Origin of the sequence: Acinetobacter sp. WCHAc060033 (genome assembly GCF_004209125.1) — a bacterium.
GTDB classification, from domain to species: Bacteria; Pseudomonadota; Gammaproteobacteria; order Pseudomonadales; family Moraxellaceae; genus Acinetobacter; species Acinetobacter wuhouensis.
In genome coordinates, this window is record NZ_SGSW01000004.1 from 111,294 (window position 1) to 137,356 (window position 26,063).

Sequence of the window (26,063 nt, forward strand, 5' to 3'; positions counted from 1 at the left end):
TGGGTCTCAATTTTTAAAAGAATTTTTTATATTTCTTTTACTTATTTTTACTGACATTTTTTCATTTATTTTGTGTCATTTTTGCAATAGAGCGTTGCGTAAATAGAACTGTTCAAGCTTTTTTTGATCTATTAATATATTTTTAGAAATTGTATTTTTACAAATTTATCGCGCTGTAGTTTTCTTTTTATTTTTTGATGTATATCCCACGTTGTTTGTATTTTCTTAGTTTCTAAGACAATGAATCCTCCATTTTGGAGGATTTTTTGTTGATTTGTTAAAAAATTCCGAGTGGATAAGATCGAAGTTATCCACAATCTGTGCATGACGTGATCACATTTCTCCTATATTTTTATAAAAATTTCACAACCTATTTCTTTATTTTAAAAATAAACAACTTAGCTTTTTTACATTTCAAGATGTTTTGAAATTCATGAATCTGTCAAAGCACAGTCACATCTTTGCAACTCGCCTTTCCTATGTTCTTGACTCAACTTCATGGAAGCAAATTGTCAATGAACAGCCCTCCTTTTATAAAAAAAACACGCCAAATTATCCTCTTAGGATTTTTTATTATGATGAGTTTTGGACTCAGTGCTTGTAATGATGATGATTCATCAGAAAACAAGCCCAATACACCTAAACTGAATTGTGCACCTTAATAGAAATAATTCGAGGAAAATTAAAACATGAAAACAATAAAAATGAATCGACGTCACTTTTTACAAGGTTTGACGGGCTTAGGCGCGATGGCAGCCTTTCCAAACTCGATTCAAAAAGCTTTAGCGATTGATGCCAACAATCAAACTGGTACGATCCAAGATGTCAAACATGTGGTCATGCTGATGTTAGAAAACCGCTCTTTTGATAGTTATTATGGTACACGTAAAGGCTATCGTGGATTTGGTGATCGCTTTACCATTCCACTTGCCAATAATCGTACAGTTTGGCAACAGCTCAATGCCTTGGGCAAAGAAGTACTACCGTATGAATTAGACAGTGCTAAAGGCAATGCACAACGTCTCAATAGCACACCGCATACATGGATCGATTCTCAAGATGCATGGGATGGTGGTCGCATGGACAGTTGGCCAAAAATCAAAAAAGACCATTCAATGTCTTATTATTCACCCAAAGAATTGACTTTCCAACATGCACTCGCTGAAGCATTTACAGTCTGTGATAACAACCATTGTGCCATGCATACAGGAACACATTCCAATCGCTTGTTTTATTACACGGGAAGCAATGGTCCTAAGCCTGCTGGTGTAAATATGCTGAATAATGAGCAGAGTTCAATCGGCCCTTCTTCAGTCGGGCTGACTTGGACAACCTATGCCGAGCGTTTAGAAGCAGCAGGTGTGAAATGGCGAGTCTATCAAAATATGCCAGATAATTTTGGTTGTAATCAGCTCATCACATTCCGCCAATTTCGTGCAGCCAACGAAAAAGCGCCTAAAGAACGTCAAGTTTCTAGCGACAGCAAAGTCATCAGCCCTGCCTATGACCCTGCGATTGATGATGTGAATAATCCATTATTTAAAGGAATTGCCAATACACTCCCCAATCAAGGACTATTTGATACGCTTAAAAAGGATGTATTGAACAATCAACTTCCTGAAGTTTCATGGGTCGTGCCTACAGCGCTTTATTCTGAACATCCATCACCGTCATCACCAGTACAAGGTGGCTGGTATGTCCAAGAGTTATTGGATGCATTAACCTCAAATCCAGATGTATGGAGTAAAACGGTACTGATCATTAACTATGATGAAAATGATGGTTATTTTGATCATGTCGCGCCACCATGCCCGCCTTATTATGAGCACAACACCGGCAAAACTTATGGTAAAACTACCCTTAGTGATGCAGACATGGCTTATGAATATTGCAATTATCCATTCCCAGAAGGATTCAGCAAACAGCCAAAACTAGAAGCACGTAAAGATGGGAAGTCTATCGGTGATGGACAACCTTTTGGGCCTGGGATTCGTGTTCCGATGTATATCATTTCACCGTGGAGTCGTGGTGGCTGGGTCAATTCTCAAAGTTTTGACCATACATCAGTGATTCAGTTCTTAGAAAAACGCTTCAATGTTCAAGAACCCAATATCAGCGCTTTCCGACGCGCTATTTGTGGAGATTTGACCTCTGCTTTTGATTTTAAAAATCCTAATAAATTGGAGTTACCTGTTTTAAATGGCAAGAAAACACAGGCAGAAGCTGATGCGATTGCAATCGCTCAAGGTGCTTTATTGCAAATTCCAGTACCATCAAATCAACAACTACCAAAACAAGAAACAGGAAGTCGCCCTTCACGTGCTTTGCCTTATGTACTGCATAACAGCGCTGTAACTTCAGCCAACGATATAACACTTAAATTTGCCAATGCAGGTACGCAAGGGGCTGTATTCCATGTCTATGATAAACTTGCCTTAGATCAATTTCCTCGTCGTTATGTGGTTGAAGCAAATAAACAGCTTGAGGATATTTGGTCACTAAACAATCATCAGTATGATCTTTGGGTACTGAGTCATAATGGATTCTTACGCTATTTTAAAGGTAATTTCCAAGAATTAACGACTGCAAAAATACTGCCTGAAATCCAAGTTTGCTATGATTTAGAAAAAGGGGATGTCTATTTAAAATTGCACAATACAGGTTCACAAAACTGCACCCTAACAGTCAAAGACAAAGCCTATTTCTCACAACAGGCTAAAACTGTAATAATCAAACCAAATGCTGAAGAAATCCTGTCATGGTCATTGAAAGACTCAGGGCATTGGTATGATTTTGAAGTCACTTGCAAAGAAGCAATGAATTTTTATCGTCGCTTTGCAGGGCGAGTTGAAACAGGTCAGCATGGTGTAAGTGATCCTGCTTTTGGCTATATTTTAAATTAAGGTCTGTCAGCTTTTAACCTTTAGACACACTTTTAAAAGCAAGCAATCTCAGTATTCGGTTGCTTGCTTCAGAATACTGAGATGTATACTTCATTATCAATCACCTACACCTATTTCTACATAAGATTTCAATTTGTTTTGACAAAATACTTCTTTAAATCAAGCTGATTTTTTTATTAGAATGTAGTATTAGTTTTATATACCAAACAGAAAAATAGGTTATTGATGAATGATGAATTCTATCAAGTTTAAGCTTTCAATTTTTGCATTCAGTATTATTACCAGTAGCCTCTTTGGTCAAACTTATGCAGAATCAGAAATAATTGATTCTAATGACGAATTTCAAGAAACGTCTACAACTGTAACGAAAAACCCCTATTTTAATATCTGGGAATATATTCCTCAGCTCGTAGATTCAACACCTACTTTTCTCCCAGAACAATCAAATCTGGCTATCGTGCCTCCAACATCTGAAACTGAAAATCAAACATGGGCAGACCAAAAACAAAAGAGTGTTCGAAACTGGGTCGATCGCACAGCCAATAAAATGGACAGTTGGTTTGGTGAAACCGATCCAACTAAGCCTGCTACAGCTTCGTTGAGAGTATTACTCGATAACCGATGGAATAAGCACGATAACTATGACTTTAGTCCTCGTATTCGAGGAAAAATTAAATTACCGACCTTAGAAAATCGTCTCAGTGTGGTATTCGGTGACGATTCTTTAGACGATGAAATCGAAAACAATATTGCAATTACAGGAAGCGGGACAGATCGTAATCCCGATAAATCAGTCGATAGTAAAAAAATCCGTGATGACAACAGCTCGATTGCACTTCGTTGGTCACAACTGTCTAAACGCTTACCTTTTGATGTCGATGCTGACTTGGGTATTCGTTCTGGTGATGATATCTACGCTCGATTAAAAGCTGAAAAGGATTGGAAACTAGCCAATGATTTCTATTTCCATGCGGAACAAATTTATCGTTATGGTATCGACAGTGAAAATTATTTACGGACAAATCTAGAACTGACTCATGCTCGTCCAGATCAGGCTTTTTTATCTAATCAGTTCTATATCACCTATGCAGATGAACAAGATGATGATTTAACTTGGGACAACCGTACCTATCGTCAGCATCAATTCTTTAAAGGTAATCGTTTTAACTACGGCATCTATACCGGTGGTTTTTATAATAATGATGATTTGCGTCTAAACAGTTGGGGACCTTTTGTATCATGGCGTCAACCTGTATGGCGTGAATGGTTCTATGTGCAAGGTGACCTTAACTATTTCAACGATCATCGTGAAGACAAGAGTCATTATCCAAGTGCCTTGGTACGGCTTGAGGCATTATTTTAAGCCGAGAATGGAAATAATTTAAACAACTGTGGATAAGTTGAGACTTATCCACTCTTTATTTTAACGTACTTGCTGAGCATCAATTACATCTAAAACAAAAACCGAATGCAGTTTAAGCCCTGTCTTTTCGTCTACCTCATATTGTTCTTTCAGTTTACCTGTGACTTTAATTTTTTGACCAATCCAACTTTGAGCAAAACTCGAAGATTCAGTTATGCTCAATGGTGTACAATGTTTCGATTTTAAACTTTCCAAACAATAACGATACTTTTGTTGTGTTTCCTTATTTTGTTTTAATAAGGGTTTAACCACTTTTTCTCTTAAAATTCCTTCTTCAAAACTCAATTCTAAATTACGTCCCAAAGACTGCTGTGCAAAAACTTCAGCAGAAATCAAAATACTCAAAACCCATACTATCCATTTCATTATTTTTTATTCATAAAAAAGCCTATCGTTACGATAGGCTCTCTCGACACAAATAACGACTTATTTCAGCAATAAATTGTTAATACGTTTTACATATTCCGCAGGATCATCAGGTAAACCACCTTCTGCAATCACGGCTTGATCGAAAATTACATTAGCAAGATCATCAAACTGCGCTGAACTTTCCAATTTTTTCACCAAAGGATGTTCAGGGTTAATTTCAAGAATCGGTTTAGATTCTGGTACGGCTTGACCAGCTTGTTTCAACATACGCACCAATTGTGGCGAAAGCTCACCTTCACTTGTCACCAAACACGCAGGAGAATCAACAAGACGAGTCGTTACACGCACTTCTTTGGTTTTGGCTTTGAGTGAGTCAGACAATTTATCAACCACAGGCTTAAACTGTTCTGCGGCTGCTTCAAGGGCTTTCTTCTCTTCGGCATCTTGTAAGTCACCAAGATCAACTGCACCTTTTGCCACGTTTTGCATCGGTGTACCATCAAACTCATGAACAAACTCCATTGCCCATTCATCAACACGATCCGCCATTAACAATACTTCGATGTCTTTTTTACGGAACAATTCAAGTTGTGGTGAATTTTTCGCTGCTGCCAAGCTATCCGCAGTCACGTAGTAAATGGCTTTTTGCCCGTCTTTCATACGTGCTTTGTAGGCTTCAAGTGACGTTGAAACTTCATCATTGGTTGAAGTAGAGAAGCGTAAAAGTTTAAGAATACGGTCACGGTTACCCATGTCCTCGCCCAAACCTTCCTTGATCACTGAACCAAATTCAGCATAGAAAGTTTTGAATTTCTCTTGGTCTGCGGCATCTTCAGATTTTGCCAAGCCATCCAAAGTGGTCAAGACACGGCGGGTATTGCCTTCACGAATGGTTTTCACATCACGGCTTTCTTGCAATAACTCACGGCTGACATTTAATGGTAAATCAGCACTGTCCACCACACCTTGTACGAAACGTAAATAATTTGGAATTAAATTATCCGCTTCATCCATGATGAATACACGTTTCACATACAGCTTGATGCCTGCTTTGGCTTCACGTGTGAAAATATTGCTCGCTGCTTTACTTGGAATATAAAGCAATTGAGTATATTCAGTGCTGCCCTCGACACGGTTATGTGCCCAAGCCAAAGGTGCTTCAAAGTCATGGGTTAAATTCTTATAGAACTCAACATATTGCTCTTCGGTTACTTCTGATTTATTACGTGTCCACAAAGCACTTGCAGAGTTAATTGCTTCCCACTCATCAGTTTTCACATATTGACCGCCTTTAGGCTCTTCACCCTCAACAACTTCTTCTTCCTGCCATACTTCTTTTTGCATTTCGATTGGCAAGCTGATGTGATCAGAATATTTATTGATGATTTGCTTAACTTTATAAGACTCTAAATACTCAAGTGCATCATCACGCAAATGCAAAATAATATCTGTTCCACGTGAAGCCTTATTGATCACTTCAACTTCGAAATCACCTGTACCACCACTGGTCCAACGTACACCATCAGACTCAGGTTCACCCGCACGGCGTGATTCAACCGTAATTTTCTCAGCCACGATAAAGCCTGAATAGAAACCTACACCGAACTGACCAATCAATTGTGCATCAGCTTTTTGATCGCCTGACAACTTCGACATGAAGTCTTTGGTGCCCGATTTGGCAATCGTACCGAGGTTATCAATCGCCTCTTGTTGAGTTAAGCCAATCCCATTGTCTGAAATAGTAATGGTTTTCGCATCTTTGTCTAAGCTAACACGGACATGTAGGTCAGGATCATTTTCATAATATTCAGGATGATTAATCCCTTCAAAACGTAATTTGTCACATGCATCAGAAGCATTAGAGATCAATTCACGGAGGAAAATTTCAGGATTTGAATAAAGAGAATGGGTCACCAAATGTAAAAGTTGAGCCACTTCCGCCTGGAAGCTATGTTTTTGTGTTGTTTGTTCGCTCATTCTTCACTCCTTTCACGCAAACTAAAAATCAATTGCTATATGAATGGAGTGATTTTATTGATTTTCAAGGTTTCGCCAAAAATTAAAATGGTCCCTGTTTATAAATATTGTTCATGTAAATATCCAACTTCTGCTGGCGCATTTTATAGACTTCGGTTAAGCAATTCACATTGTCTTGGCATTGATCTCGAAGCTGTAACCATTTCACTTGTTGATCTTGAATGACACCACGCGTCCCCATCGGGACAAGTTTACGAATAATATTATAGGTCGTTGCCATTTTTACATCGGCATCATTCAAACTCAATTGTTCACATACCGTATGTTCAGTTTGAGTCTGCGCGTGCTCACAATTAAAACTGGCAGCATGACTGATAGATATACCACTCAATAAGCCTAATAGAATGAAAATCAAAGCTTTCATAAGTCTTCGACAACAACAATGAATAAGCTACAGAATAATTAAAATCTACATTTTCAACCAGTACAAAAAGCATCATTTTTGAATATTATTGTATATAAAACCTGAGCTAGACCAAGGTTTTATATACATTTTCAATCTTAAAACTTGTAACTATAACCCAGCGTATACACCAAAGGATTCACCTCTAAAGTGCCGATGTCTTTACCATCTAGTTTCACATCGCTTTCGACTTGCGCATAGCGTACATCAGCAAATACGCCCCAGTTCTTGGCATCAGCAGGTTGGAAATTAAAGCCCAATTGCCCTGCTACACCATAAGTCACATCTGCCTCTAATTTTGAGTTACTTCCTCTTAACTTCTCATCCCAAGGCACTGCAACTGTCAACCCAACACCTATATACGGCGTGAAGTGAGTACTATTTTTTAAATGATATTTTGCAGTGATTGTTGGTGGTAAATGCTTAAATGTTGCAGCTTCAGCGCCATCTAATTTAATGTCATGTTTAAAGGGTGCAACAGCGAGAAGCAGTTCTGCCGAAAAAGGTGAATCACCAAAAAAGTATTCAACAGAAGGGGTTAAATTATATTCATAGCTCACATCGGCTTTTGCACCAGCAAGTGTGCCATTATTACTGGCAGGCGCTAATAAACTTCCACCGACTTTTAATTGCCAATTCGATGCAAAACTCGTTGAAACTGCACAGAAACTCAGTGCAACAACGAAAAGTGATTTTTGTATTGTTGATCTTTTAAACATATATTTTAACCTCTTTGATTCTTTTCTATGGTCTTTTAAATAAGTGTGTGCTGATCATCACTTGATCTGAACAGCTACCAATGTAAGTGCATCAAAAAGAATTCAAAAATAATAATTCTAGGTTTCTATATCGAAATAAATTTTTTAAATAAAAAATGCTAAGTAAATTCAGTTTCTATATTTCTGTCTGATCTTTTACTCAATAAAAAACTCGGCAAATATACCGAGTTTTTAAACTAAATTTTAAGAACTAAAACTTAGAATTTGTAGCTATAACCAAGAGTATAAACCATTGGGTCGATGTCTAGATCGAATTTAGCAATTGTGTCTTTACCTACTTTTACTTTAACTTCTGGGCTTAACTGAGCATAACGTGCATCAAAGAATACACCCCAATTTTTTGCATCAGCAGGTTGGAAGTTAAAGCCGATTTGCCCTGCAAAACCGAAATCTTCTTTCACTTTAACTTTAGCGCCTAAATCAGCTAAATCACCTTTAGTTTTTTCATCCCAAGCAACAAATGCTGTACCACCTACACCGATATAAGGGGTAAAACGGGTTGAGTTTTTAAGATTATATTTAAAAGTTACTGTTGGTGGTAAGTGTTTAATTTTTACAGCGTCCGCACCATCAATAGAAACATCATGATTAATAGGTGCAGCTAAAAGCAATTCAGTCGAAATATTATCATTAAAGAAATATTCAACAGATGGCGTAAATGCAAATTCATGATCAGCTTTTACTGTACCTACACCAGCAACATCACTATCTGTAGTCGGTGCAATTACAGAACCACCTACTTTCACTTGCCATTGACCTGCCATAGCAGAAGCAGACATTCCCATTAATGCAATAATAGCGACTTGTTTCAACATTATTAATACCCCATCGTTGTTATTAATTGCATTAAACACAGGTATTAATAATCTTGCAATATCTATTTAAGTTTTAATAATATTATTATTTTTAAATAATTGTTATATAAGTAAATTTATTTTAATCATAGCTTTAAGGTTGGTTTTAATACCAACTTAATTAATATGATTTTATTTTTAAATAAAACCAATCATTTTAATAGACTTTTATCAAAAAATTAATTAGATATTCTAATAAATAGAATTATTATAAAAAAGTATATTTAATAAAATTAAGCGATATTTCTCATAACTAGCCAATATTTCAGACCAAATACAAAAAAGCTATTCTCAATCACTTGAAGAATAGCTTTAAATCAATGAATGAGATGTATTACAACACCATAGCTGCAATCCAACCAAAAATTAATAATGGAATATTAAAGTGAATAAATGTAGGAACAACTGTATCCCAAATATGATCATGCTGACCATCTACACCCAAGCCCGCTGTTGGCCCTAAAGTCGAATCTGACGCAGGAGAACCAGCATCTCCGAGTGCAGCAGCAGTACCGATCAAAGCAACGGTTGCTAGAGGCGAGAAGCCAAATTGAACGCACAATGGGACATAAATCACCGCGAGTACAGGCACACTTGAGAATGATGAACCAATCCCAATCGTGACAAACAAACCGATAAATAGCATCAAGAATGCAGCGAGTGCTTTATTATCGCCAATGATATGAACCACGCCATTCACCAAGCTATTAATATCGCCAGTATGGGTCATAACTGATGCAAAACCTGCCGCAGAAATCATGATAAAACCCACCAATGCCATCATGCGCATACCCTGTACAAAGACATCATCTGCATCTTGCCATTTGAAAATACCTGATGCAGACAGTACAGCGAAACCAACCAATCCACCCAAAATCATTGAGCCTGAATACAGTTGTGCAGCCAAGGTTAAACCAATGGCAAGTACTGCCATGAAAATGGTTTTTGGTGCAATTTTAGGTGCTTGTTTAGCTTCATTTTCAAGCTCAATCGCATCTGCTTTTAATTCATCTGAATTGATTGCACGTAAAGGTTTATCCAAGTCAATGTTTTGTACAGTTTTAACCTGACGATCAACATACTCACGTGGTTTACGGTAACTGATAAATACCGCTACCAATGTACCTACCACCATCCCTAAAACAGGAATCGCCATGCCCATTGGCATCATCCAACGGTCAACATGTAGATGATATGCTGCACCAATTTTGTTGATATTTCCCATTAAAATTTGTTCTAAGAAAATCGCACCAAAACCTACAGGTAAAAAGATATAGGTGGCAACCAAGCCCAAAGTCATCACACATGCTGCAGCACGACGGTCAAGTTTAAGATGATTCATGACTTTAAGCAGTGGTGGAACAAGTACAGGGATAAATGCAATATGCACAGGAATCAAGTTCTGTGAAAAAATCGCAGAAATCAATAAAATAAATAACAATAAATATTTTACTTTACGTGCTTTGCTATGAGTTGCTTCCCCACCCAATAAACCAATTAATTTATGTGCCAATAAATCAGGTAAGCCAGATTTTGATAAAGCTAGTGCAAATGCACCCAATACAGCATAAGCCAGTGCAACTTCTGCACCATCTCCTAAGCCTGCATTAAATGCTTCTACAGTGTCTTTTAAACTTAAACCTGCAACTAAGCCACCAACAATTGCTGAAATGACCAGTGTCAAGACAACAGAAACTCGTGCCAATGAGAGTATAAACATCATGGCAATCGCGATAACGACAGCGTTCATGGAGAAATTTACGATAATTTGAAAGTTGATATTTTAGCAGATTCACTACAATTACTGTGATTCTTTAGTCAGATTGCATTTATGTGCCAAAAAATTCCAAAAAAAGCCTGAGCAACCTTTTCTAAGGTCAACTCAGGCGAGCACTTAAACCTCTAAAACGAAAATCAATCTATTGCTTTTTAATTATTTTTAGTCGCAAACTGAGCAATATATCCTGCAATTTCTTCTGGACGACTCAATACTGCCCAATGGTTTGCATCCACTTCGACACGTTCAAATTTTTCGACCCATTTTGGCATTTCATCGATCAACTCTGGACTGACAAACTTATCACGCTTTAACACCACTGCCTGTACAGGGCATATTGCATGACGCTGACGTGGTCGTGTTAAACGTGGAATAAAATTAGCACGATATAAACTAATCCCATGTTCACCATCTTTAGAAATATTTTGATTTAATGGTAAGCCTTTCGTCTTCTCCAACTGGCTCAGTACCATGCCCCAACGCTCAGGATTAAAGAAATGCCAAACTGTAGGTGCTAGGATCGGCAGTTGAAATGCAACAATGTACCAAGACTTAAATAATTGTTTGAAAAATTTACTTTTTTGATTGGCAAATTGATCGCGCATCCAGAAAGCAGCATGATCTAAACATGGACCAGAAATCGTCGTATAAGACAACATACGATCTTTAAATTTTGCTTCAGTGGCTGATTCCCATGACTGAATAGAACCCCAATCATGTGCGGCTAAGTGAAAGCTACGATTTGGTAAAAGCTCATTGACCACACATTCTAAGTCTAAAGACAAACGCGGTAATGCATAATCACGAATACGCTTTGGTACACTCGACTCACCTGCACCACGTACATCATAAGTCACGATATAAAAATCATTGATTAAATTTTCAATGATCGGTTCCCAAACTTCCTGATTATCGGGATAACCATGTACCAAGACTAAAGCCGGTTTTTCAACATTGCCCCATGTTTTTGCATATAGTTTTTGTTGATCTTGAGTGGAAATCCAATAACTTTGCGCTTGCATCGACTCACCTTTATTGTTTTAACCATTGACTATGATTTTATGGTATAGGGCATTTCGATCAATGCCTCTTTCCATTCTGTTCTTTATTATGGTTGAAAAATAGATAACTAGAATTGACCATGAATTCACTAATCAAAAAACTACAGACAATCCCCTTTGTCTCTAAGTTTATGTTGAATCACTATTCACCTTATAAGGGTGCTGGTATCGAGATTGATAAAATTGATCTCAAAAATTTTCACGTTCGTGTCAAAATGCCTTTAACTCAGCGCAATCAGAATGTTGTCGGTGTACATTTTGGCGGTAGCCTATATTCGATGGTTGATCCATTCTATATGTTAATTTTGATGCATCATCTTGGACCTAAATATATCGTTTGGGACAAAGCGGCAACCATTAATTTTCTCTCACCAGGACGGAGCACGGTCTATGCAGATATTCGCCTAGATTTAAATGAAATTGATCACATCAAAAAACTGGCTGATAATTACCAACCCGTTTATCGAAATTACACTTTAAATATTTTTGATGATTCTGGACTAAGAATCGCAGAAGTTCAAAAGACTGTGTATATCCGTAGAAAAAAATCAAAGCCATTTAAACGCTAAAATCGCTTTCTAAACGCATCCGCTCTCCAAATATTTTTTTAGTCTATTCTTATAATCATCGCTATTCGATTAAGCACCTATCATTTATACACAAAAAAAATAAGCGCAATTTGCGCTTATTTTATCTCAAGTACATAATTTCTATATTAAATTACTTCTTGGTTTCGATTGCAGATCCAGCGCCACCACCGATTGCACCACCAATTGCAGCACCAGTATCTCCACCGAAGATGCCTTTACCAAGCACAGCACCAATACCTGCGCCTACACCGCTATATGTTGCATTACGGTTTGAGCCATTATTAGCCTTGCTACCGACAGCTGCGCCGCCGCCAGCACCGACTGCAGCACCGACACCATTACCTGCATGATTACCTACACCACCACCCACTGCACCACCAAGTGCAGCAGAAGCGATACGCTTGTCGTTTGCAGACATGTTTTCACAACCAGTCAGCATCATTAACGGTAAGCTTGCGCACATCATGATCATTACTGTCTTTTTCATGTCTTCTCTCCTTTAGCTTAACTCTACAGCTTTAATACTCTCATCAACACAACTGTTAAAATATAGAGTCGCTTTAAAATAATATTACGCCATAGAAACACAAATTAATGGAAAAATATTAGATTTTTGACATTCGTTTGTAACTGCGATGCCCAAATTTAAAATTCAACAATACGGAATATTTAGAAAAGTTATTCTTGTTTTCATCTGAATTTATCGTTAAATCATTCTATTTCAGAAGACTATCATAAACATAGCTGAATAGCCGACAGAGAACTAATGAATAGAGCGAATACAATAATCATGCTGATGATGAATAGAGTTTGAAATTTTACTGCCAAATTTGAGATCCACGACTCTTGAAGTTTAAAAAGTCCAAGTAAGGATAGAAATATAAAATAGCTCACCCCTAACATCATCAGTACGCCATAAAAACTCATCTCTGGCATAAACATCAAAGAGAACAGAATAAATAGTATTATTGGAAAGCACACGATGACAAGAGTTCGATGCCATTTTAGGCTGAGCGAAAACCTTTCATTATTCAACATCCGATCCGTAAATATCCAGAATGATGTCCATTGACCAGTAGGCTCTTTATAAAATTGATTGATATATCTTACAATTTCAAGAATCAACAGTATAGTAATCCAAAAGATCGAGACCAGACTCACCATCCATAGTGTGGTATTACAAAGCGGTAGCATCGATATTTATTCTCCTTTTTTATTTTAAATTATAAGCTTACATATATTGGATCATGAAAATAATGGTGTACTCAAATTTTATAAAGGTTTTTCATTTTGAGTATACAAAAAAAGACGCCCTAAGGCGTCTTCTTCATTTCAAAATCTAAATGCGTTCTTAGAAAGAATCTTCATTTAAAGCTTGAGAGAATGCTTGGTCAACTTCAGAGAAGTCATTCACCAATTCATGTTCAGCAGCTTCCGCTTCTTGACGACGACGTTCTAAATGGTATGCAAGACCAGTACCTGCTGGGATCAAGCGACCAACTACAACGTTTTCTTTCAAGCCACGTAAATCATCTTCTTTACCTGTTACAGCAGCTTCAGTTAACACACGTGTTGTTTCCTGGAACGATGCAGCAGAGATGAAAGAATCCGTAGAAAGCGATGCTTTCGTGATACCCATCAATTGACGTTCAAACTTCGCAGGGAACTTGTTTTGAGCCAAGACAGCTTGGTTTTCGCCCACAACGCGGATGTAATCCACTTGTTCGCCTTTGATGAAGCTTGTATCACCGCCATCAGTGATATCAACTTTACGCAACATTTGACGTACGATAACTTCAATGTGCTTATCGTTGATTTTTACACCTTGCAGACGGTAAACATCTTGAACTTCGTTCACGATGTAGTTAGTTAATGCAACTTCACCTTTCAGACGTAAGATGTCATGTGGGTTTTGTGGACCATCAGAAATGGTTTCACCACGGTTCACATGCTCGCCTTCGAACACGTTGATTTGACGCCATTTTGGAATCAATTCTTCGTAGATCTCAGAACCATCATCAGGTGTGATCACTAAACGGTTTTTACCTTTAGTTTCTTTACCGAAACTAACAACACCAGAAACTTCTGCAAGAATTGCATGTTCCTTCGGTTTACGCGCTTCGAACAAGTCAGCTACACGTGGTAAACCACCGGTAATATCACGAGTACGTGAAGATTCTTGTGGTACACGACCGATAACGTCACCGACACCGATTGTTTCACCATCACGAACAGTTACGATCGTGTTTTGTGGCAAGAAGTAGAATTGCTCACCGCCATCTGCTGTATCCAACACGATTGCAGGACGCATATCTTTACCAGAAGCAGGACGTGCTGTTACAGGCAAGATTTCTACAGTCGTCATACCAGTAGCATCATCAGTCTTCGATGTTGCAGTTACGCCATCAGCGATTTGGCTGAAACGTGCTTTACCAGCAACTTCTGTAACCAATGGATGTGTATGCGGATCCCAAGTTGCAACAATACCGCCGCCTTCTACAGCTTCGCCATCTTTGATTAAGATAGACGCACCGTATGGAAGTTTATAACGTTCACGTTCACGACCGATGTCATCTGCAATACCGATTTCACCAGAACGTGAAACAGATACCAAGTGACCTTTAGCATGTTGAACAGTCTTAACGTTATGGAAACGAACTGTACCTTTGTTACGAACTTGAACACTGTTTGCAGCAGAAGTTCGGCTTGCAGCACCACCCACGTGGAATGTACGCATGGTTAACTGTGTACCAGGTTCACCAATTGATTGTGCAGCCATAACACCGACAGATTCACCTGGGTTCACCAAGTGACCACGAGCCAAGTCACGACCATAACATTTCGCACATACACCGAAAGTAGACGCACAGTTTACAACTGAACGTACTTTCACTTCATCGACACCTTGCTCTTCTAAATAGTTCGCAAGTTTTTCGTCGATGAGTGTGTTACGTGGAAGAATAACATCATCTGAACCAGGTTTTTTCGCATCTTCAGCAAGTACACGACCTAATACTCGAGCACCTAAGTTCTCGATGACATCACCACCTTGAATGAACGGCGTCATGACAAGACCGTCATAAGTACCACAATCAGGCTCAGTAATAACCAAATCTTGCGCTACGTCTACAAGACGACGAGTCAAGTAACCAGAGTTCGCAGTTTTAAGTGCTGTATCGGCCAAACCTTTACGCGCACCATGTGTTGAAATGAAGTACTGAAGTACGGTCAAACCTTCACGGAAGTTCGCTTTAATTGGTGTTTCAATGATCGAACCATCTGGTTTCGCCATCAAACCACGCATACCTGCAAGCTGACGAATCTGAGCTGCCGAACCACGGGCACCAGAGTCAGACATCATGTAGATTGAGTTGAATGATTTTTGTTTCTCGTCTTCACCCTGTTTGTTTTTCACAGTGGTGAATGACAAGTTATCCATCATCGCTTTCGCTACTTGGTCGTTTGTACGCGCCCAAATATCGACAACTTTGTTATAACGCTCACCCGCAGTTACGAAACCTTGTTCAAATTGTTGTTCGATTTCACGAACTTCAACTTCAGCTTTTTCGATAATTGCTTGTTTTTGTGGTGGAATCAACATGTCTTCCATACCCACAGAAACACCTGAACGTGTTGCTTGACGGAAGCCCAAGTACATCAATTGGTCAGCAAAGATAACGGTATCTTTCAAACCTAATTTACGGTAGCAAGAGTTAATCAATTTAGAGATGTTTTTCTTGGTCATCTCAACGTTGATTTGTTGGAAATCCATACCTTCAGGAACAACTTCCCAAAGTAAGCAACGACCTGGAGTCGTATCTACAACAATCGTTTGTTGCTCACGGTTACCATTTTCATCAATGACAGTTTGGTGTACACGTGCTTTAACGCGAGCGTGTAAATCAACTTGACCTGTTGCAAGCGCACGGTTTACTTCGTGAGTATCCGCGAACACCATGCCTTCACCTTTGGCATTGATTGCATCACGTGTGATGTAATACAAGCCCAAGACAACGTCCTGAGAAGGAACGATGATTGGCTCACCATTCGCAGGTGACAAGATGTTGTTAGTCGACATCATTAACGCACGAGCTTCTAACTGAGCTTCAAGTGTTAATGGTACGTGAACCGCCATTTGGTCACCATCGAAGTCGGCGTTGAACGCAGCACAAACGAGTGGGTGAAGACGAATCGCTTTACCTTCAATCAGAATAGGTTCAAATGCTTGAAGACCCAAACGGTGAAGTGTTGGCGCACGGTTCAACATCACTGGATGTTGACGAATTACAGATGCTAGAACGTCCCAAACTTCTGGCGTTTCGCGCTCAACCATTTTCTTCGCAGCTTTAATGGTGGTTGCTTGACCAGATGCTTGTAGTTTCGCAAAGATAAATGGTTTGAATAATTCAAGTGCCATTTTCTTCGGAAGACCACATTGGTGTAAACGTAATGATGGACCTACAGTAATTACCGAACGACCAGAATAGTCAACACGCTTACCAAGTAAGTTTTGACGGAAACGACCTTGTTTACCTTTGATCATATCTGCCAAAGATTTAAGAGGACGTTTGTTCGAACCAGTAATTGCACGACCACGACGACCGTTATCTAACAATGCATCTACAGACTCTTGTAACATACGTTTTTCGTTACGTACGATAATATCTGGCGCAGCAAGGTCAAGAAGACGTTTCAAACGGTTGTTACGGTTGATTACACGACGGTAAAGATCGTTCAAGTCAGAAGTCGCGAAACGACCACCTTCAAGCGGAACTAACGGACGAAGATCTGGTGGAAGTACTGGAAGTACATTCATCACCATCCATTCTGGTTTGTTGTTCGACTCTTTGAACGCTTCCATCAACTTCAAACGCTTAGATGCTTTTTTAAGCTTAGTTTCTGAAGTTGTATTTGGAATTTCTTCACGTAAACGAGAAATTTCAGCTTCAAGATCGATGTCTTTCAACAAGTCTTGAACAGCTTCTGCACCCATTTTCGCGCTGAATTCATCGCCATGTTCTTCTAAAGCAGTGAAGTATTCTTCATCGTTAAGAAGTTGGTATTTCTCCATTGGCGTCATGCCAGGATCTGTAACCACATAAGATTCGAAATACAATACACGTTCGATATCACGTAAAGTCATATCTAGAAGCAAACCAATACGGCTTGGTAATGATTTCAAGAACCAAATATGCGCAACTGGAGAAGCCAATTCGATGTGACCCATACGTTCACGACGAACTTTCGCAGTTGTTACTTCAACGCCACATTTTTCACAAATGACGCCTTTGTATTTCATACGCTTGTATTTACCACACAAGCATTCGTAATCTTTTACTGGACCAAAGATTTTGGCACAGAATAAACCATCACGTTCAGGTTTAAACGTACGGTAGTTAATGGTTTCTGGCTTTTTAACTTCACCGTGAGACCATGACTTAATCATTTCTGGTGACGCAAGACCAATACGGATGCGATCAAACTCTACTGGAGCATGACCGTCTGAGTCCGTCTTTTTGCGCATGATATCGAGCAAGTCTTTCAATTTTTTTCTCCGTGTGTTGTGGAGATTTTCACTCTACAACTGGGTCACAAATATTGTTTTTACTGATTTTAGGGAATCTCGAAATCCCCCTAAATCCCCCCTTTAAGAAAGGGGGACTTCTCCCCTCTTTTTTAAAGAGGGGCTGGGGGAGATTTCTTAGTCACCATTTTTCAGTTCAATGTTGATACCTAAAGAACGGATCTCTTTGGTCAATACGTTGAACGATTCAGGCATACCCGGATCCATATAATGGTTACCATCTACAATGTTCTTATAGATGCGAGTACGACCTTCAACGTCATCCGACTTCACAGTAAGCATTTCTTGAAGTGTATAAGCAGCACCATAAGCTTCAAGTGCCCAGACCTCCATCTCACCGAAACGCTGACCACCGAATTGAGCTTTACCACCCAATGGTTGTTGCGTAACAAGAGAATAAGAACCTGTAGAACGCGCGTGCATCTTGTCATCAACCAAGTGGTTCAATTTCAACATGTACATATAACCAACAGTTACTGGACGGTCGAAACGTTCACCTGTACGTCCGTCATACAATACTGTTTGGCCTGTACGTGAAATACCACCAAGTTCAAGTAACTCTTTGATTTGACCTTCTTCTGCACCATCAAATACTGGCGTTGCTAAAGGAACACCTTTACGCAAGTTACCTGACAATACCAAGATTTCTTCATCAGTTAAGCTATCAAGATCTTCTTGCTCGCCACCAACTTTGTTATAAATCTTGTCTAAGAATTCACGAAGTTCAAGAACTGTACGTTGTTCTTTCATCATCTTGTCGATCTTATCGCCAAGACCTTTCGCAGCCATACCCAAGTGAGTTTCAAGAATCTGACCCACGTTCATACGAGATGGTACACCTAGGGGGTTAAGTACCACATCAACAGGAACACCGTGGATATCATGCGGCATGTCTTCTACTGGTAAGATGTTAGATACAACACCCTTGTTACCGTGACGACCCGCCATCTTATCACCAGGTTGGATACGACGTTTAACAGCTAAGTACACTTTAACAACTTTCAATACGCCAGTTGTAAGCTCATCACCTGTAGAAAGTTTGCGTTTTTTCTCAGCAAATTTCTCGTCAATCTCTTGGCTCTTCTCTTTCAAGAATACTTGAATTTGAGTTAAACGCTCAGCGATTGCTTCGTCTACTGGTTGAATTTCAAGAAGCTCAACAAGCTCTAAACCAGATAACAATTCTTCAGAAAGTTTGTCACCACGTTTAGTTGTACCACCACCGTTAGATTCCTGACCTTTCAACAAGCGAACAATACGTTCACGTGCTGCTTCTTCGAAGATTTTGAATTCTTCTTTCAAGTCTTTACGGTAAGCATCTAACTGCGCTTTTTCAATTGCTTGAGCACGTTCGTCTTTTTCGATACCGTCACGTGTAAACACTTGAACGTCAATAACTGTACCTTTTACGCTTGAAGAAACACGTAAAGATGAGTCTTTCACATCAGCCGCTTTTTCACCGAAGATTGCGCGAAGCAATTTTTCTTCAGGAGTTAATTGAGTTTCACCTTTAGGCGTTACTTTACCTACAAGAATGTCACCAGCAGCAACTTCAGCACCGATATAAACGATACCTGATTCGTCAAGTTTAGACAGTGCAGCTTCACCTACGTTAGGAATATCAGCAGTAATTTCTTCTGCACCTAACTTAGTATCACGCGCAACACATGACAATTCTTGAATATGAATCGAAGTTAAACGGTCTTCTTGAAGTACACGCTCAGAAAGTAAGATCGAGTCTTCGTAGTTATAACCATTCCAAGTCATGAACGCTACGCGCATGTTTTGACCAAGCGCTAGTTCACCACCATCGGTAGAAGGACCATCAGCAAGAACGTCACCACGACCCACTTTATCACCAAGGCTTACAAGCACTTTTTGGTTGATACAAGTGTTTTGGTTCGAACGTGTATATTTGATAAGGTTGTAGATATCTACACCAGCTTCACCCGCGATCATTTCGTCTTCATTGACACGAATAACCACACGAGAAGCATCAACAAACTCAATACGTCCGCCACGTTTCGCGATCACACACACACCAGAGTCATGTGCTACGTTTGCTTCCATACCTGTACCAACAAGTGGTTTGTCAGCAAGCAATGTAGGAACAGCCTGACGTTGCATGTTTGAACCCATCAATGCACGGTTGGCATCATCGTGTTCAAGGAACGGAATAAGTGACGCAGCAACAGATACAACCTGCTGAGCAGATACATCCATATGCGTTACTTTTTCAGGCGGCATACGTACGAAGTCACCTTGATGACGTACAGATACGAATTCTTCTTGTAAGTTACCATCTTTATCAACAATCGAATCGGCCTGTGCAATCACAGTACCCACTTCTTCAATCGCAGATAAATATTCAACATCATCCGTTACACGACCATCAACAACTTTACGGTAAGGTGTTTCCAAGAAACCGAAGTTATTACATTTCGCATAAACTGAAAGCGAGTTGATCAAACCAATGTTTGGACCTTCAGGCGTTTCAATAGGACACACACGACCATAGTGAGTTTGATGTACGTCACGTACCTCAAAGCCTGCACGTTCACGAGTCAAACCACCAGGACCGAGCGCTGATACACGACGTTTGTGTGTAATTTCAGACAATGGGTTGTTTTGATCCATGAACTGAGACAATTGGCTTGAACCAAAGAATTCTTTGATTGCAGCAGCAACAGGTTTCGCATTGATCAAATCTTGTGGAGACAAGTTATCTGTTTCAGCTTGGTTCAAACGTTCTTTAACAGCACGTTCAACACGAACAAGACCTACACGGAATTGGTTTTCTGTCATTTCACCAACAGAACGTACGCGACGGTTACCCAAGTGATCGATATCATCGACTTCACCTTTACCGTTACGGATTTCAACCAAAGTTTTTAATACATCAATGATGTCATCGTTAGAAAGGATGCCTTCAACTTCACGAGACTTCTGATCTGTACCCACTTCGTAAGGACGACCCAAACGACGGTTAAACTTCATACGACCTACAGGAGACAAGTCATAACGCTCTGTAGAGAAGAATAAGTTATTGAATAAGTTTTCAGCTGCTTCTTTTGTTGGTGGCTCGCCTGGACGCATCACTTTATAGATTTCAACAAGCGCTTCTTCACGACCTGTTGTAGTATCTGCACGTAAAGTGTCTGCAACGAATGAACCACGGTCGATGTCATTGGTGAATAGAATGTTAAATTGTTTAACACCGCCTTCAGCAATTTTCACCAAGATTTCATGGCTAAGCACTGTATTGGCAGCAATCACTTCACCATCACGTAAAGCAATATCTTCCGCTGTAATACGTTCATACAAGTATTCATCTGGAACTGAAAGTTTTGTTAAACCAGCAGCTTCCATTTGACGTACATGGCGTGCATTGATACGTTTACCTTGTTCTACGATCGCTTTACCATCGTTATCCACGATATCGAATTGTGCCATTTCGCCACGTAGACGTTCTGGGACTAAGTCGATTTGGTAGCTACCCATATCAAGATATACAGGCACTTTTTCATAGAACATATTCAAGATTTGTTCATTGCTGAAATTCAGTGCGCGCAATACAACAGTCGCAAGTAATTTACGACGACGGTCAATACGCACGTAAACTAAATCTTTCGCATCGAATTCGAAATCTAACCATGAACCACGGTAAGGAATGATACGTGCTGAATAAAGCACTTTACCACTTGAGTGTGTTTTACCCTTGTCGTGATCGAAGAACACGCCTGGTGAACGGTGTAACTGAGAAACGATTACACGCTCAGTACCGTTGATCACAAAGGTACCGTTCTCAGTCATGAGTGGCATTTCACCCATGTACACTTCTTGCTCACGAACGTCTTTGATTGATTTCGTTTCACGATCTTTGATGATCAAACGAATTTTTACGCGCATTGGTGCCGCAAAAGTTGAGCCACGAAGAATACATTCGCGAACATCGAACTCTGGTTTACCAAGACTATACTCAACGAATTCTAAAGCAGCATTGCCCGAATAACTTTCTATAGGAAAAACTGAACGAAATGCCGCTTGGAGACCGATATCTTCGCGATTTTTTGGAGTTTTGCCATCTTGCAAAAATGTTCTGTACGAGTCGACTTGAATCGCGAGCAAGTACGGAGTATGCATGACTTGGGGCAATTTACCAAAATTCTTACGGATCCGTTTCTTTTCGGTATATGAGTATGCCATCTGGAGTCCTCGGAAAGTAAACTAAGTCCGCCTGCAGAACGAACTTAGAAGAAATTACGCAGGTCGATATGACCACCACTTTTATACAAATGCTGCAAATTTCAGTGGTACAAAACGCTTAACAATATTTTTAAAATGGAAAAATATTGGTAAGCGTTTGATTGTGTTTATTTATTTTTAAAATTGATGATTTTTACATCAAACAATCTAAAATCGAGCCGATTATTGTAACGCAAAAAGGCTGATGACCCAAGAGCCATCAGCCAATTTGTGGAGTCGATTTTTAAATAATCGACTCCCCTTAAGATTACTTAAGTGTAACTGTAGCACCAGCTTCTTCAAGTTTTTTCTTAAGTTCTTCGCCTTCTTCTTTAGAAACAGCTTCTTTGATTACTGAAGGAGCGCCTTCAACTAAATCTTTAGCTTCTTTAAGACCAAGGCCAGTAGCTTCACGAACTGCTTTAATTACAGCAACTTTGTTAGCACCGAAAGAAGTCAACTCAACGTTGAATTCTGATTGTTCTTCAGCAGCAGCAGCGCCAGCGCCAGGAGCAGCAGCAACAGCTACAGCAGCAGCAGATACGTTGAATTTTTCTTCGAATGCAGAAATAAGTTCAACAAGTTCAAGAACAGTTTTTTCAGCAACTGCGTTTAAGATTTCTTCGTTTGTTAAAGCCATGAGAATAACTCCAAATGGAAATTGAATGGTGTGTAAAAATTTTTAAGCTTAAGCTGCTTCTGACTCGTTTTTCTCTTTGAGTGCTGTAATAAGGCGACCCAATTTCGAAATAGGAGCTTGAAGAACATTGGCAAGCATAGTAAGTGCTTTTTCTTGGTTTGGAAGATTTGCAATAACGCTAACTTCAGCACCTTTATAAAGTTTGCCGTCAAATGCAGCAGCTTTAAGTTCAAATGCTTTGTTCGTTTTAGCAAATTCTTCAAACAAGCGAGCAGATGCGCCCATGTCGTCTTCAGAAGTAGAGAAAGCTAAGATTGTTGGACCAACAAGGTCATCATTCAAGATATTGAATTGAGTATCTTGAAGTGCACGTTTAGCCAAAGTGTTACGCACGATACGTGTTTTAACACCTAGTTTACGAGCTTCAACACGTAGAGTAGTTAACTGCTCAACGGTTAAACCTTGATAGTCAGCAACAACAGCAGCGAACGCAGTAGCAGCAACTTCAGTTACTTCTGCTACGATCTGTTTTTTGTCTTCGATAAGAAGAGCCATTGAAAACCTCCTAGCGGTAATTTATGCATTCAACCGAATGCACTCCCAATTCGTAAGCCTCATGTTTTGCAACATTGGGACTTACACGCGGAGGAGGAAAAATCACACCACCGCGTCTACTCAGACTGGACTTTTAAGAAGCGAGTCCGAAAACTCCCCTCGCCTGAGGTCTTTGACGCTGATAAACATTCATTTATCAATTCAAAGTTTGCCTGAGGGGCGATCAGCAAAGCAAAGCTTTGCCGACCCGCAAGATGAGAAGCTATGCTTCGAATAAAGCAAAAATTCTTTCTTGCGCAGATTTTAAAGCAATGCTTTAAAATCTGCTCAGGGCTTTAAAATTCTTTTAATAAGTAATAAAACTTATTTAGTAACGTTCTGTACGTCTACAACAAGACCAGGACCCATAGTTGAGCTCAAAGTGATCTTTTGAATGTAGATACCTTTAGAAGTTGCAGGTTTTGCTTTCTTAAGGTCAGCAACAAGTGCTTCAACGTTTGAACGAACAGCTTCAGCAGTAAAGCCTACTTGACCGATCGCAGCGTGGATGATACCTGCTTTGTCTACGCGGTAACGTGCTTGACCAGCTTTTGCATTTTTAACTGCAGTTGCTACGTCAGGAGTTACAGTACCCACTTTAGGGTTTGGCATTAAGCCACGTGGACCAAGGATCGTACCTAATTTACCCACAACACGCATAGCGTCTGGTGCAGCAATCACGACGTCAAAGTCAAGGTTACCCGCTTGGATGCTTTCAGCAAGATCATCAAAACCAACAACGTCCGCGCCTTCAGCTTTAGCAGCTTCAGCAGCAGCGCCTTGAGCAAACACAGCAACACGTACAGTTTTACCAGTACCTGCAGGAAGTGTAGTCGCGCCACGAACAACTTGGTCAGATTTACGAGGATCAACACCTAGGTTTACCGCAACATCCAAAGATTCTTTGAATTTTGCAGCAGGTAGGCTGCTAAGAACTTGTACTGCTTCTTCCAAAGTGTAAACTTTGTTTGCTTCAACAGCAGCAGCAATGGCTTTTTGACGTTTAGTTAATTTAGCCATGTCTTATAGCTCCACTTCCAAGCCCATAGAACGCGCAGAACCAGCAATGGTACGTACACGTGCGTCTAAATCAGCACCAGTTAAATCTGGTTCTTTAGTAGTCGCAATTTCTTCCAATTGAGCACGAGTCAACTTACCAACTTTAGTTTTGTTAGGTACAGCTGAACCCTTTTGGATACCAGCAGCTTTCTTAAGAAGAATCGCAGCAGGTGGAGTTTTCATGATGAATGTGAACGACTTATCGTTGTACACAGTAATCACTACAGGAATTGGAAGACCAGCTTCAACTTTTTGTGTAGCAGCATTGAATTCTTTACAGAATGCCATGATGTTAACACCACGTTGACCTAGTGCAGGACCAATCGGTGGAGATGGATTCGCTTTACCAGCTGGAACTTGCAGCTTGATATAGCCGTCAATCTTCTTAGCCATTTCAAATTACCTCTGGGTACAAACGCCTTTTAGAGCTCCCCAAGTTTTCAAGTAACGATACCGTTACAACAACAATGCCCGATCCATAACAAATCGGGCGCTTTAAAACGATTTAGATTAAATTGTTTTTTCGACTTGGCGAAATTCCAATTCAACCTGCGTTGGACGGTTAAATACGTTAATCGTCAACGTTAAACGCGATTTTTCGTACTGAACTTCTTCCACCACACCTTTGAAGTCTGTGAATGGACCATCAGTAACCAATAATTCTTCACCCGGCTCGAACATCGTCTTAGGACGAGGTGCTTCACCTTTATTGTGTACACGTGCAAGAATCGCATCAGCTTCTTTTTGCGTAATTGGTGCAGGTTTTTCAGCCGTACCACCAATAAAACCTAAAACTTTCGGACATTCTTTAACAATGTGCCAAGTTTCATCATTCATTTCCATTTCGACCAATACATAGCCTGGAAAGAATTTACGCTCTGACTTACGTTTCTTACCATCCTTCATTTCTACCACTTCTTCGGTAGGAACAAGGACTTCACCAAAACTATCAGCAACAGCGCTACGCTGGATTCGATCATTAAGTGAACGCATCACTTGTTTTTCATAGCCTGAATAGGCATGAATAATGTACCAACGTTTCATAGCTCTCTTACCCGATAATAAACTTCATAAACCAACCGATGATATAGTCAAAACACCACAAAATAATTGCGGCAACTACAACAACGAGCAGAACCTGCCATGAAGTGGTTACTGTTTCATGCTTCGTCGGCCAAGTCACTCGACGCAATTCGATGCGCGAATCTTTGAGCAAACGAACAAAGCCTTTGCCTTGATGGGTGGCGTATAATAAACCTAAAGCTACGATGATACAAGCTAAAATTACCCCAACGCGCACCCACACATTATTTGCTGGTGCCCAATATGCTGGAAGATATTGATTTGTCATCAACGCACCGCCCAATAGAGCCAATGCAATGATCCACAAAATAAAATCAAATGGAGAACCTGACTTCACCATTTCAGCTGAATTGTTGCTTTGAGGAATTGCCGCGCCGCCATTTGCGTCACGTGATTTATCATTCGACATTTTTGTACTCGTCGTAGGTTTCGCGACTTATTATATGACCAGTTTAGCCGACATCAAGTTTTTTATTTAAAAACTGGCAGGTCAGGACGGGATCGAACCGCCAACATTCGGTTTTGGAGACCGACGCTCTACCAATTGAACTACTGACCTATAAATAAACCGAGAGTCTAAACTCTCGGTTCAAATTTCATTATGTGATTATGCAGTTACTTTAGCAACTACACCAGCACCAACTGTACGACCACCTTCACGG

General features: G+C 39.8%; 19 protein-coding genes and 1 tRNA gene. 3 read left to right on the forward strand and 17 right to left on the reverse strand.

Annotation, left to right across the window (positions count from 1 at the left end; genetic code table 11):
• Window positions 1-704 precede the first annotated feature (704 nt).
• A complete protein-coding gene (locus EXE10_RS02820; RefSeq protein WP_165382978.1) occupies window positions 705-2,903 on the forward strand; it encodes a phosphocholine-specific phospholipase C in 2,199 nt (732 codons plus the stop codon).
• Window positions 2,904-3,132: 229 nt separating this feature from the next.
• Window positions 3,133-4,266: a hypothetical protein gene (locus EXE10_RS02825; protein WP_416346094.1), complete on the forward strand. Its 1,134-nt coding sequence runs from the start codon at window positions 3,133-3,135 to the stop codon at window positions 4,264-4,266.
• Between the two features lie 60 nt (window positions 4,267-4,326).
• Here the strand turns inward: EXE10_RS02825 and EXE10_RS02830 are convergent, their stop codons facing one another.
• The 7 genes from EXE10_RS02830 to EXE10_RS02860 all read right to left on the reverse strand — a co-directional run bounded on the left by EXE10_RS02830 (window position 4,327) and on the right by EXE10_RS02860 (window position 11,567).
• On the reverse strand, window positions 4,327-4,692 hold the full coding sequence (locus tag EXE10_RS02830; RefSeq protein WP_130112280.1) for a hypothetical protein: 366 nt from the start codon (window positions 4,690-4,692) through the stop codon (window positions 4,327-4,329).
• A gap of 60 nt (window positions 4,693-4,752) precedes the next feature.
• Entirely contained in the window at window positions 4,753-6,672 is a 1,920-nt protein-coding gene (gene htpG / locus EXE10_RS02835) for a molecular chaperone HtpG (protein ID WP_130112281.1), read from the reverse strand.
• An 82-nt stretch (window positions 6,673-6,754) separates the two neighbouring features.
• Window positions 6,755-7,096 (reverse strand): lysozyme inhibitor LprI family protein, encoded by a 342-nt coding sequence (locus EXE10_RS02840; RefSeq protein ID WP_130112282.1) that lies wholly within the window; start codon window positions 7,094-7,096, stop codon window positions 6,755-6,757.
• Window positions 7,097-7,233: 137 nt separating this feature from the next.
• Window positions 7,234-7,836, reverse strand: coding sequence for an OmpW family outer membrane protein (locus tag EXE10_RS02845; protein WP_165382979.1), 603 nt, complete (start codon window positions 7,834-7,836; stop codon window positions 7,234-7,236).
• A 275-nt stretch (window positions 7,837-8,111) separates the two neighbouring features.
• Window positions 8,112-8,729: an OmpW/AlkL family protein gene (locus tag EXE10_RS02850; protein WP_130112284.1), complete on the reverse strand. Its 618-nt coding sequence runs from the start codon at window positions 8,727-8,729 to the stop codon at window positions 8,112-8,114.
• 373 nt (window positions 8,730-9,102) lie between these two features.
• Window positions 9,103-10,518: a Na+/H+ antiporter family protein gene (locus EXE10_RS02855; RefSeq protein ID WP_130112285.1), complete on the reverse strand. Its 1,416-nt coding sequence runs from the start codon at window positions 10,516-10,518 to the stop codon at window positions 9,103-9,105.
• Between the two features lie 179 nt (window positions 10,519-10,697).
• Window positions 10,698-11,567, reverse strand: coding sequence for an alpha/beta fold hydrolase (locus tag EXE10_RS02860; protein ID WP_130112286.1), 870 nt, complete (start codon window positions 11,565-11,567; stop codon window positions 10,698-10,700).
• Window positions 11,568-11,686: 119 nt separating this feature from the next.
• Here EXE10_RS02860 and EXE10_RS02865 point away from each other — a divergent pair, with 119 nt between their 5' ends.
• Window positions 11,687-12,175, forward strand: a complete 489-nt coding sequence (locus EXE10_RS02865) for a PaaI family thioesterase (RefSeq protein ID WP_068973904.1) — start codon at window positions 11,687-11,689, stop codon at window positions 12,173-12,175.
• A gap of 151 nt (window positions 12,176-12,326) precedes the next feature.
• Here EXE10_RS02865 and EXE10_RS02870 read toward each other — a convergent pair whose 3' ends face one another.
• The 10 genes from EXE10_RS02870 to EXE10_RS02915 form a co-directional block, all read right to left on the reverse strand.
• Window positions 12,327-12,683 carry a DNA transfer protein p32 gene (locus EXE10_RS02870; RefSeq protein ID WP_068973905.1) on the reverse strand — a complete coding sequence of 119 codons (357 nt, stop codon included), beginning with the start codon at window positions 12,681-12,683 and terminating at the stop codon, window positions 12,327-12,329.
• Between the two features lie 864 nt (window positions 12,684-13,547).
• On the reverse strand, window positions 13,548-17,741 hold the full coding sequence (gene rpoC / locus EXE10_RS02875; protein WP_130112287.1) for a DNA-directed RNA polymerase subunit beta': 4,194 nt from the start codon (window positions 17,739-17,741) through the stop codon (window positions 13,548-13,550).
• A gap of 156 nt (window positions 17,742-17,897) precedes the next feature.
• Window positions 17,898-21,986 (reverse strand): DNA-directed RNA polymerase subunit beta, encoded by a 4,089-nt coding sequence (rpoB, locus tag EXE10_RS02880; protein ID WP_130112288.1) that lies wholly within the window; start codon window positions 21,984-21,986, stop codon window positions 17,898-17,900.
• A 307-nt stretch (window positions 21,987-22,293) separates the two neighbouring features.
• Window positions 22,294-22,665 carry a 50S ribosomal protein L7/L12 gene (gene rplL / locus EXE10_RS02885; RefSeq protein WP_068973909.1) on the reverse strand — a complete coding sequence of 124 codons (372 nt, stop codon included), beginning with the start codon at window positions 22,663-22,665 and terminating at the stop codon, window positions 22,294-22,296.
• A gap of 48 nt (window positions 22,666-22,713) precedes the next feature.
• Complete coding sequence (gene rplJ, locus EXE10_RS02890) at window positions 22,714-23,220, reverse strand: 50S ribosomal protein L10 (RefSeq protein ID WP_068973910.1); 507 nt, start codon at window positions 23,218-23,220, stop codon at window positions 22,714-22,716.
• Window positions 23,221-23,583: 363 nt separating this feature from the next.
• The gene (gene rplA, locus EXE10_RS02895) at window positions 23,584-24,279 is read right to left on the reverse strand and encodes a 50S ribosomal protein L1 (RefSeq protein WP_068973911.1); all 696 of its coding nucleotides are present in this window, start codon (window positions 24,277-24,279) and stop codon (window positions 23,584-23,586) included.
• Window positions 24,280-24,282: 3 nt separating this feature from the next.
• Complete coding sequence (gene rplK / locus EXE10_RS02900; RefSeq protein WP_004868049.1) at window positions 24,283-24,711, reverse strand: 50S ribosomal protein L11; 429 nt, start codon at window positions 24,709-24,711, stop codon at window positions 24,283-24,285.
• A gap of 117 nt (window positions 24,712-24,828) precedes the next feature.
• A complete protein-coding gene (gene nusG, locus EXE10_RS02905; protein ID WP_004718486.1) occupies window positions 24,829-25,362 on the reverse strand; it encodes a transcription termination/antitermination protein NusG in 534 nt (177 codons plus the stop codon).
• Window positions 25,363-25,369: 7 nt separating this feature from the next.
• Window positions 25,370-25,810: a preprotein translocase subunit SecE gene (secE, locus tag EXE10_RS02910; protein ID WP_068973912.1), complete on the reverse strand. Its 441-nt coding sequence runs from the start codon at window positions 25,808-25,810 to the stop codon at window positions 25,370-25,372.
• A 74-nt stretch (window positions 25,811-25,884) separates the two neighbouring features.
• Window positions 25,885-25,960: transfer RNA gene (locus tag EXE10_RS02915), tRNA-Trp, on the reverse strand.
• Window positions 25,961-26,063 lie beyond the last annotated feature (103 nt).

Coding starts and splice junctions, on each gene's coding strand:
- EXE10_RS02820 (WP_165382978.1), top strand. CDS start 705: ATGAATCGACGTCACTTTTTACAAGGTTTGACGGGCTTAGGCGCGATG.
- EXE10_RS02825 (WP_416346094.1), top strand. CDS start 3,133: ATGATGAATTCTATCAAGTTTAAGCTTTCAATTTTTGCATTCAGTATT.
- EXE10_RS02830 (WP_130112280.1), bottom strand. CDS start 4,692: ATGAAATGGATAGTATGGGTTTTGAGTATTTTGATTTCTGCTGAAGTT.
- htpG (WP_130112281.1), bottom strand. CDS start 6,672: ATGAGCGAACAAACAACACAAAAACATAGCTTCCAGGCGGAAGTGGCT.
- EXE10_RS02840 (WP_130112282.1), bottom strand. CDS start 7,096: ATGAAAGCTTTGATTTTCATTCTATTAGGCTTATTGAGTGGTATATCT.
- EXE10_RS02850 (WP_130112284.1), bottom strand. CDS start 8,729: ATGTTGAAACAAGTCGCTATTATTGCATTAATGGGAATGTCTGCTTCT.
- EXE10_RS02855 (WP_130112285.1), bottom strand. CDS start 10,518: ATGAACGCTGTCGTTATCGCGATTGCCATGATGTTTATACTCTCATTG.
- EXE10_RS02860 (WP_130112286.1), bottom strand. CDS start 11,567: ATGCAAGCGCAAAGTTATTGGATTTCCACTCAAGATCAACAAAAACTA.
- EXE10_RS02865 (WP_068973904.1), top strand. CDS start 11,687: ATGAATTCACTAATCAAAAAACTACAGACAATCCCCTTTGTCTCTAAG.
- EXE10_RS02870 (WP_068973905.1), bottom strand. CDS start 12,683: ATGAAAAAGACAGTAATGATCATGATGTGCGCAAGCTTACCGTTAATG.
- rpoB (WP_130112288.1), bottom strand. CDS start 21,986: ATGGCATACTCATATACCGAAAAGAAACGGATCCGTAAGAATTTTGGT.
- rplL (WP_068973909.1), bottom strand. CDS start 22,665: ATGGCTTTAACAAACGAAGAAATCTTAAACGCAGTTGCTGAAAAAACT.
- rplJ (WP_068973910.1), bottom strand. CDS start 23,220: ATGGCTCTTCTTATCGAAGACAAAAAACAGATCGTAGCAGAAGTAACT.
- rplA (WP_068973911.1), bottom strand. CDS start 24,279: ATGGCTAAATTAACTAAACGTCAAAAAGCCATTGCTGCTGCTGTTGAA.
- rplK (WP_004868049.1), bottom strand. CDS start 24,711: ATGGCTAAGAAGATTGACGGCTATATCAAGCTGCAAGTTCCAGCTGGT.
- nusG (WP_004718486.1), bottom strand. CDS start 25,362: ATGAAACGTTGGTACATTATTCATGCCTATTCAGGCTATGAAAAACAA.
- secE (WP_068973912.1), bottom strand. CDS start 25,810: ATGTCGAATGATAAATCACGTGACGCAAATGGCGGCGCGGCAATTCCT.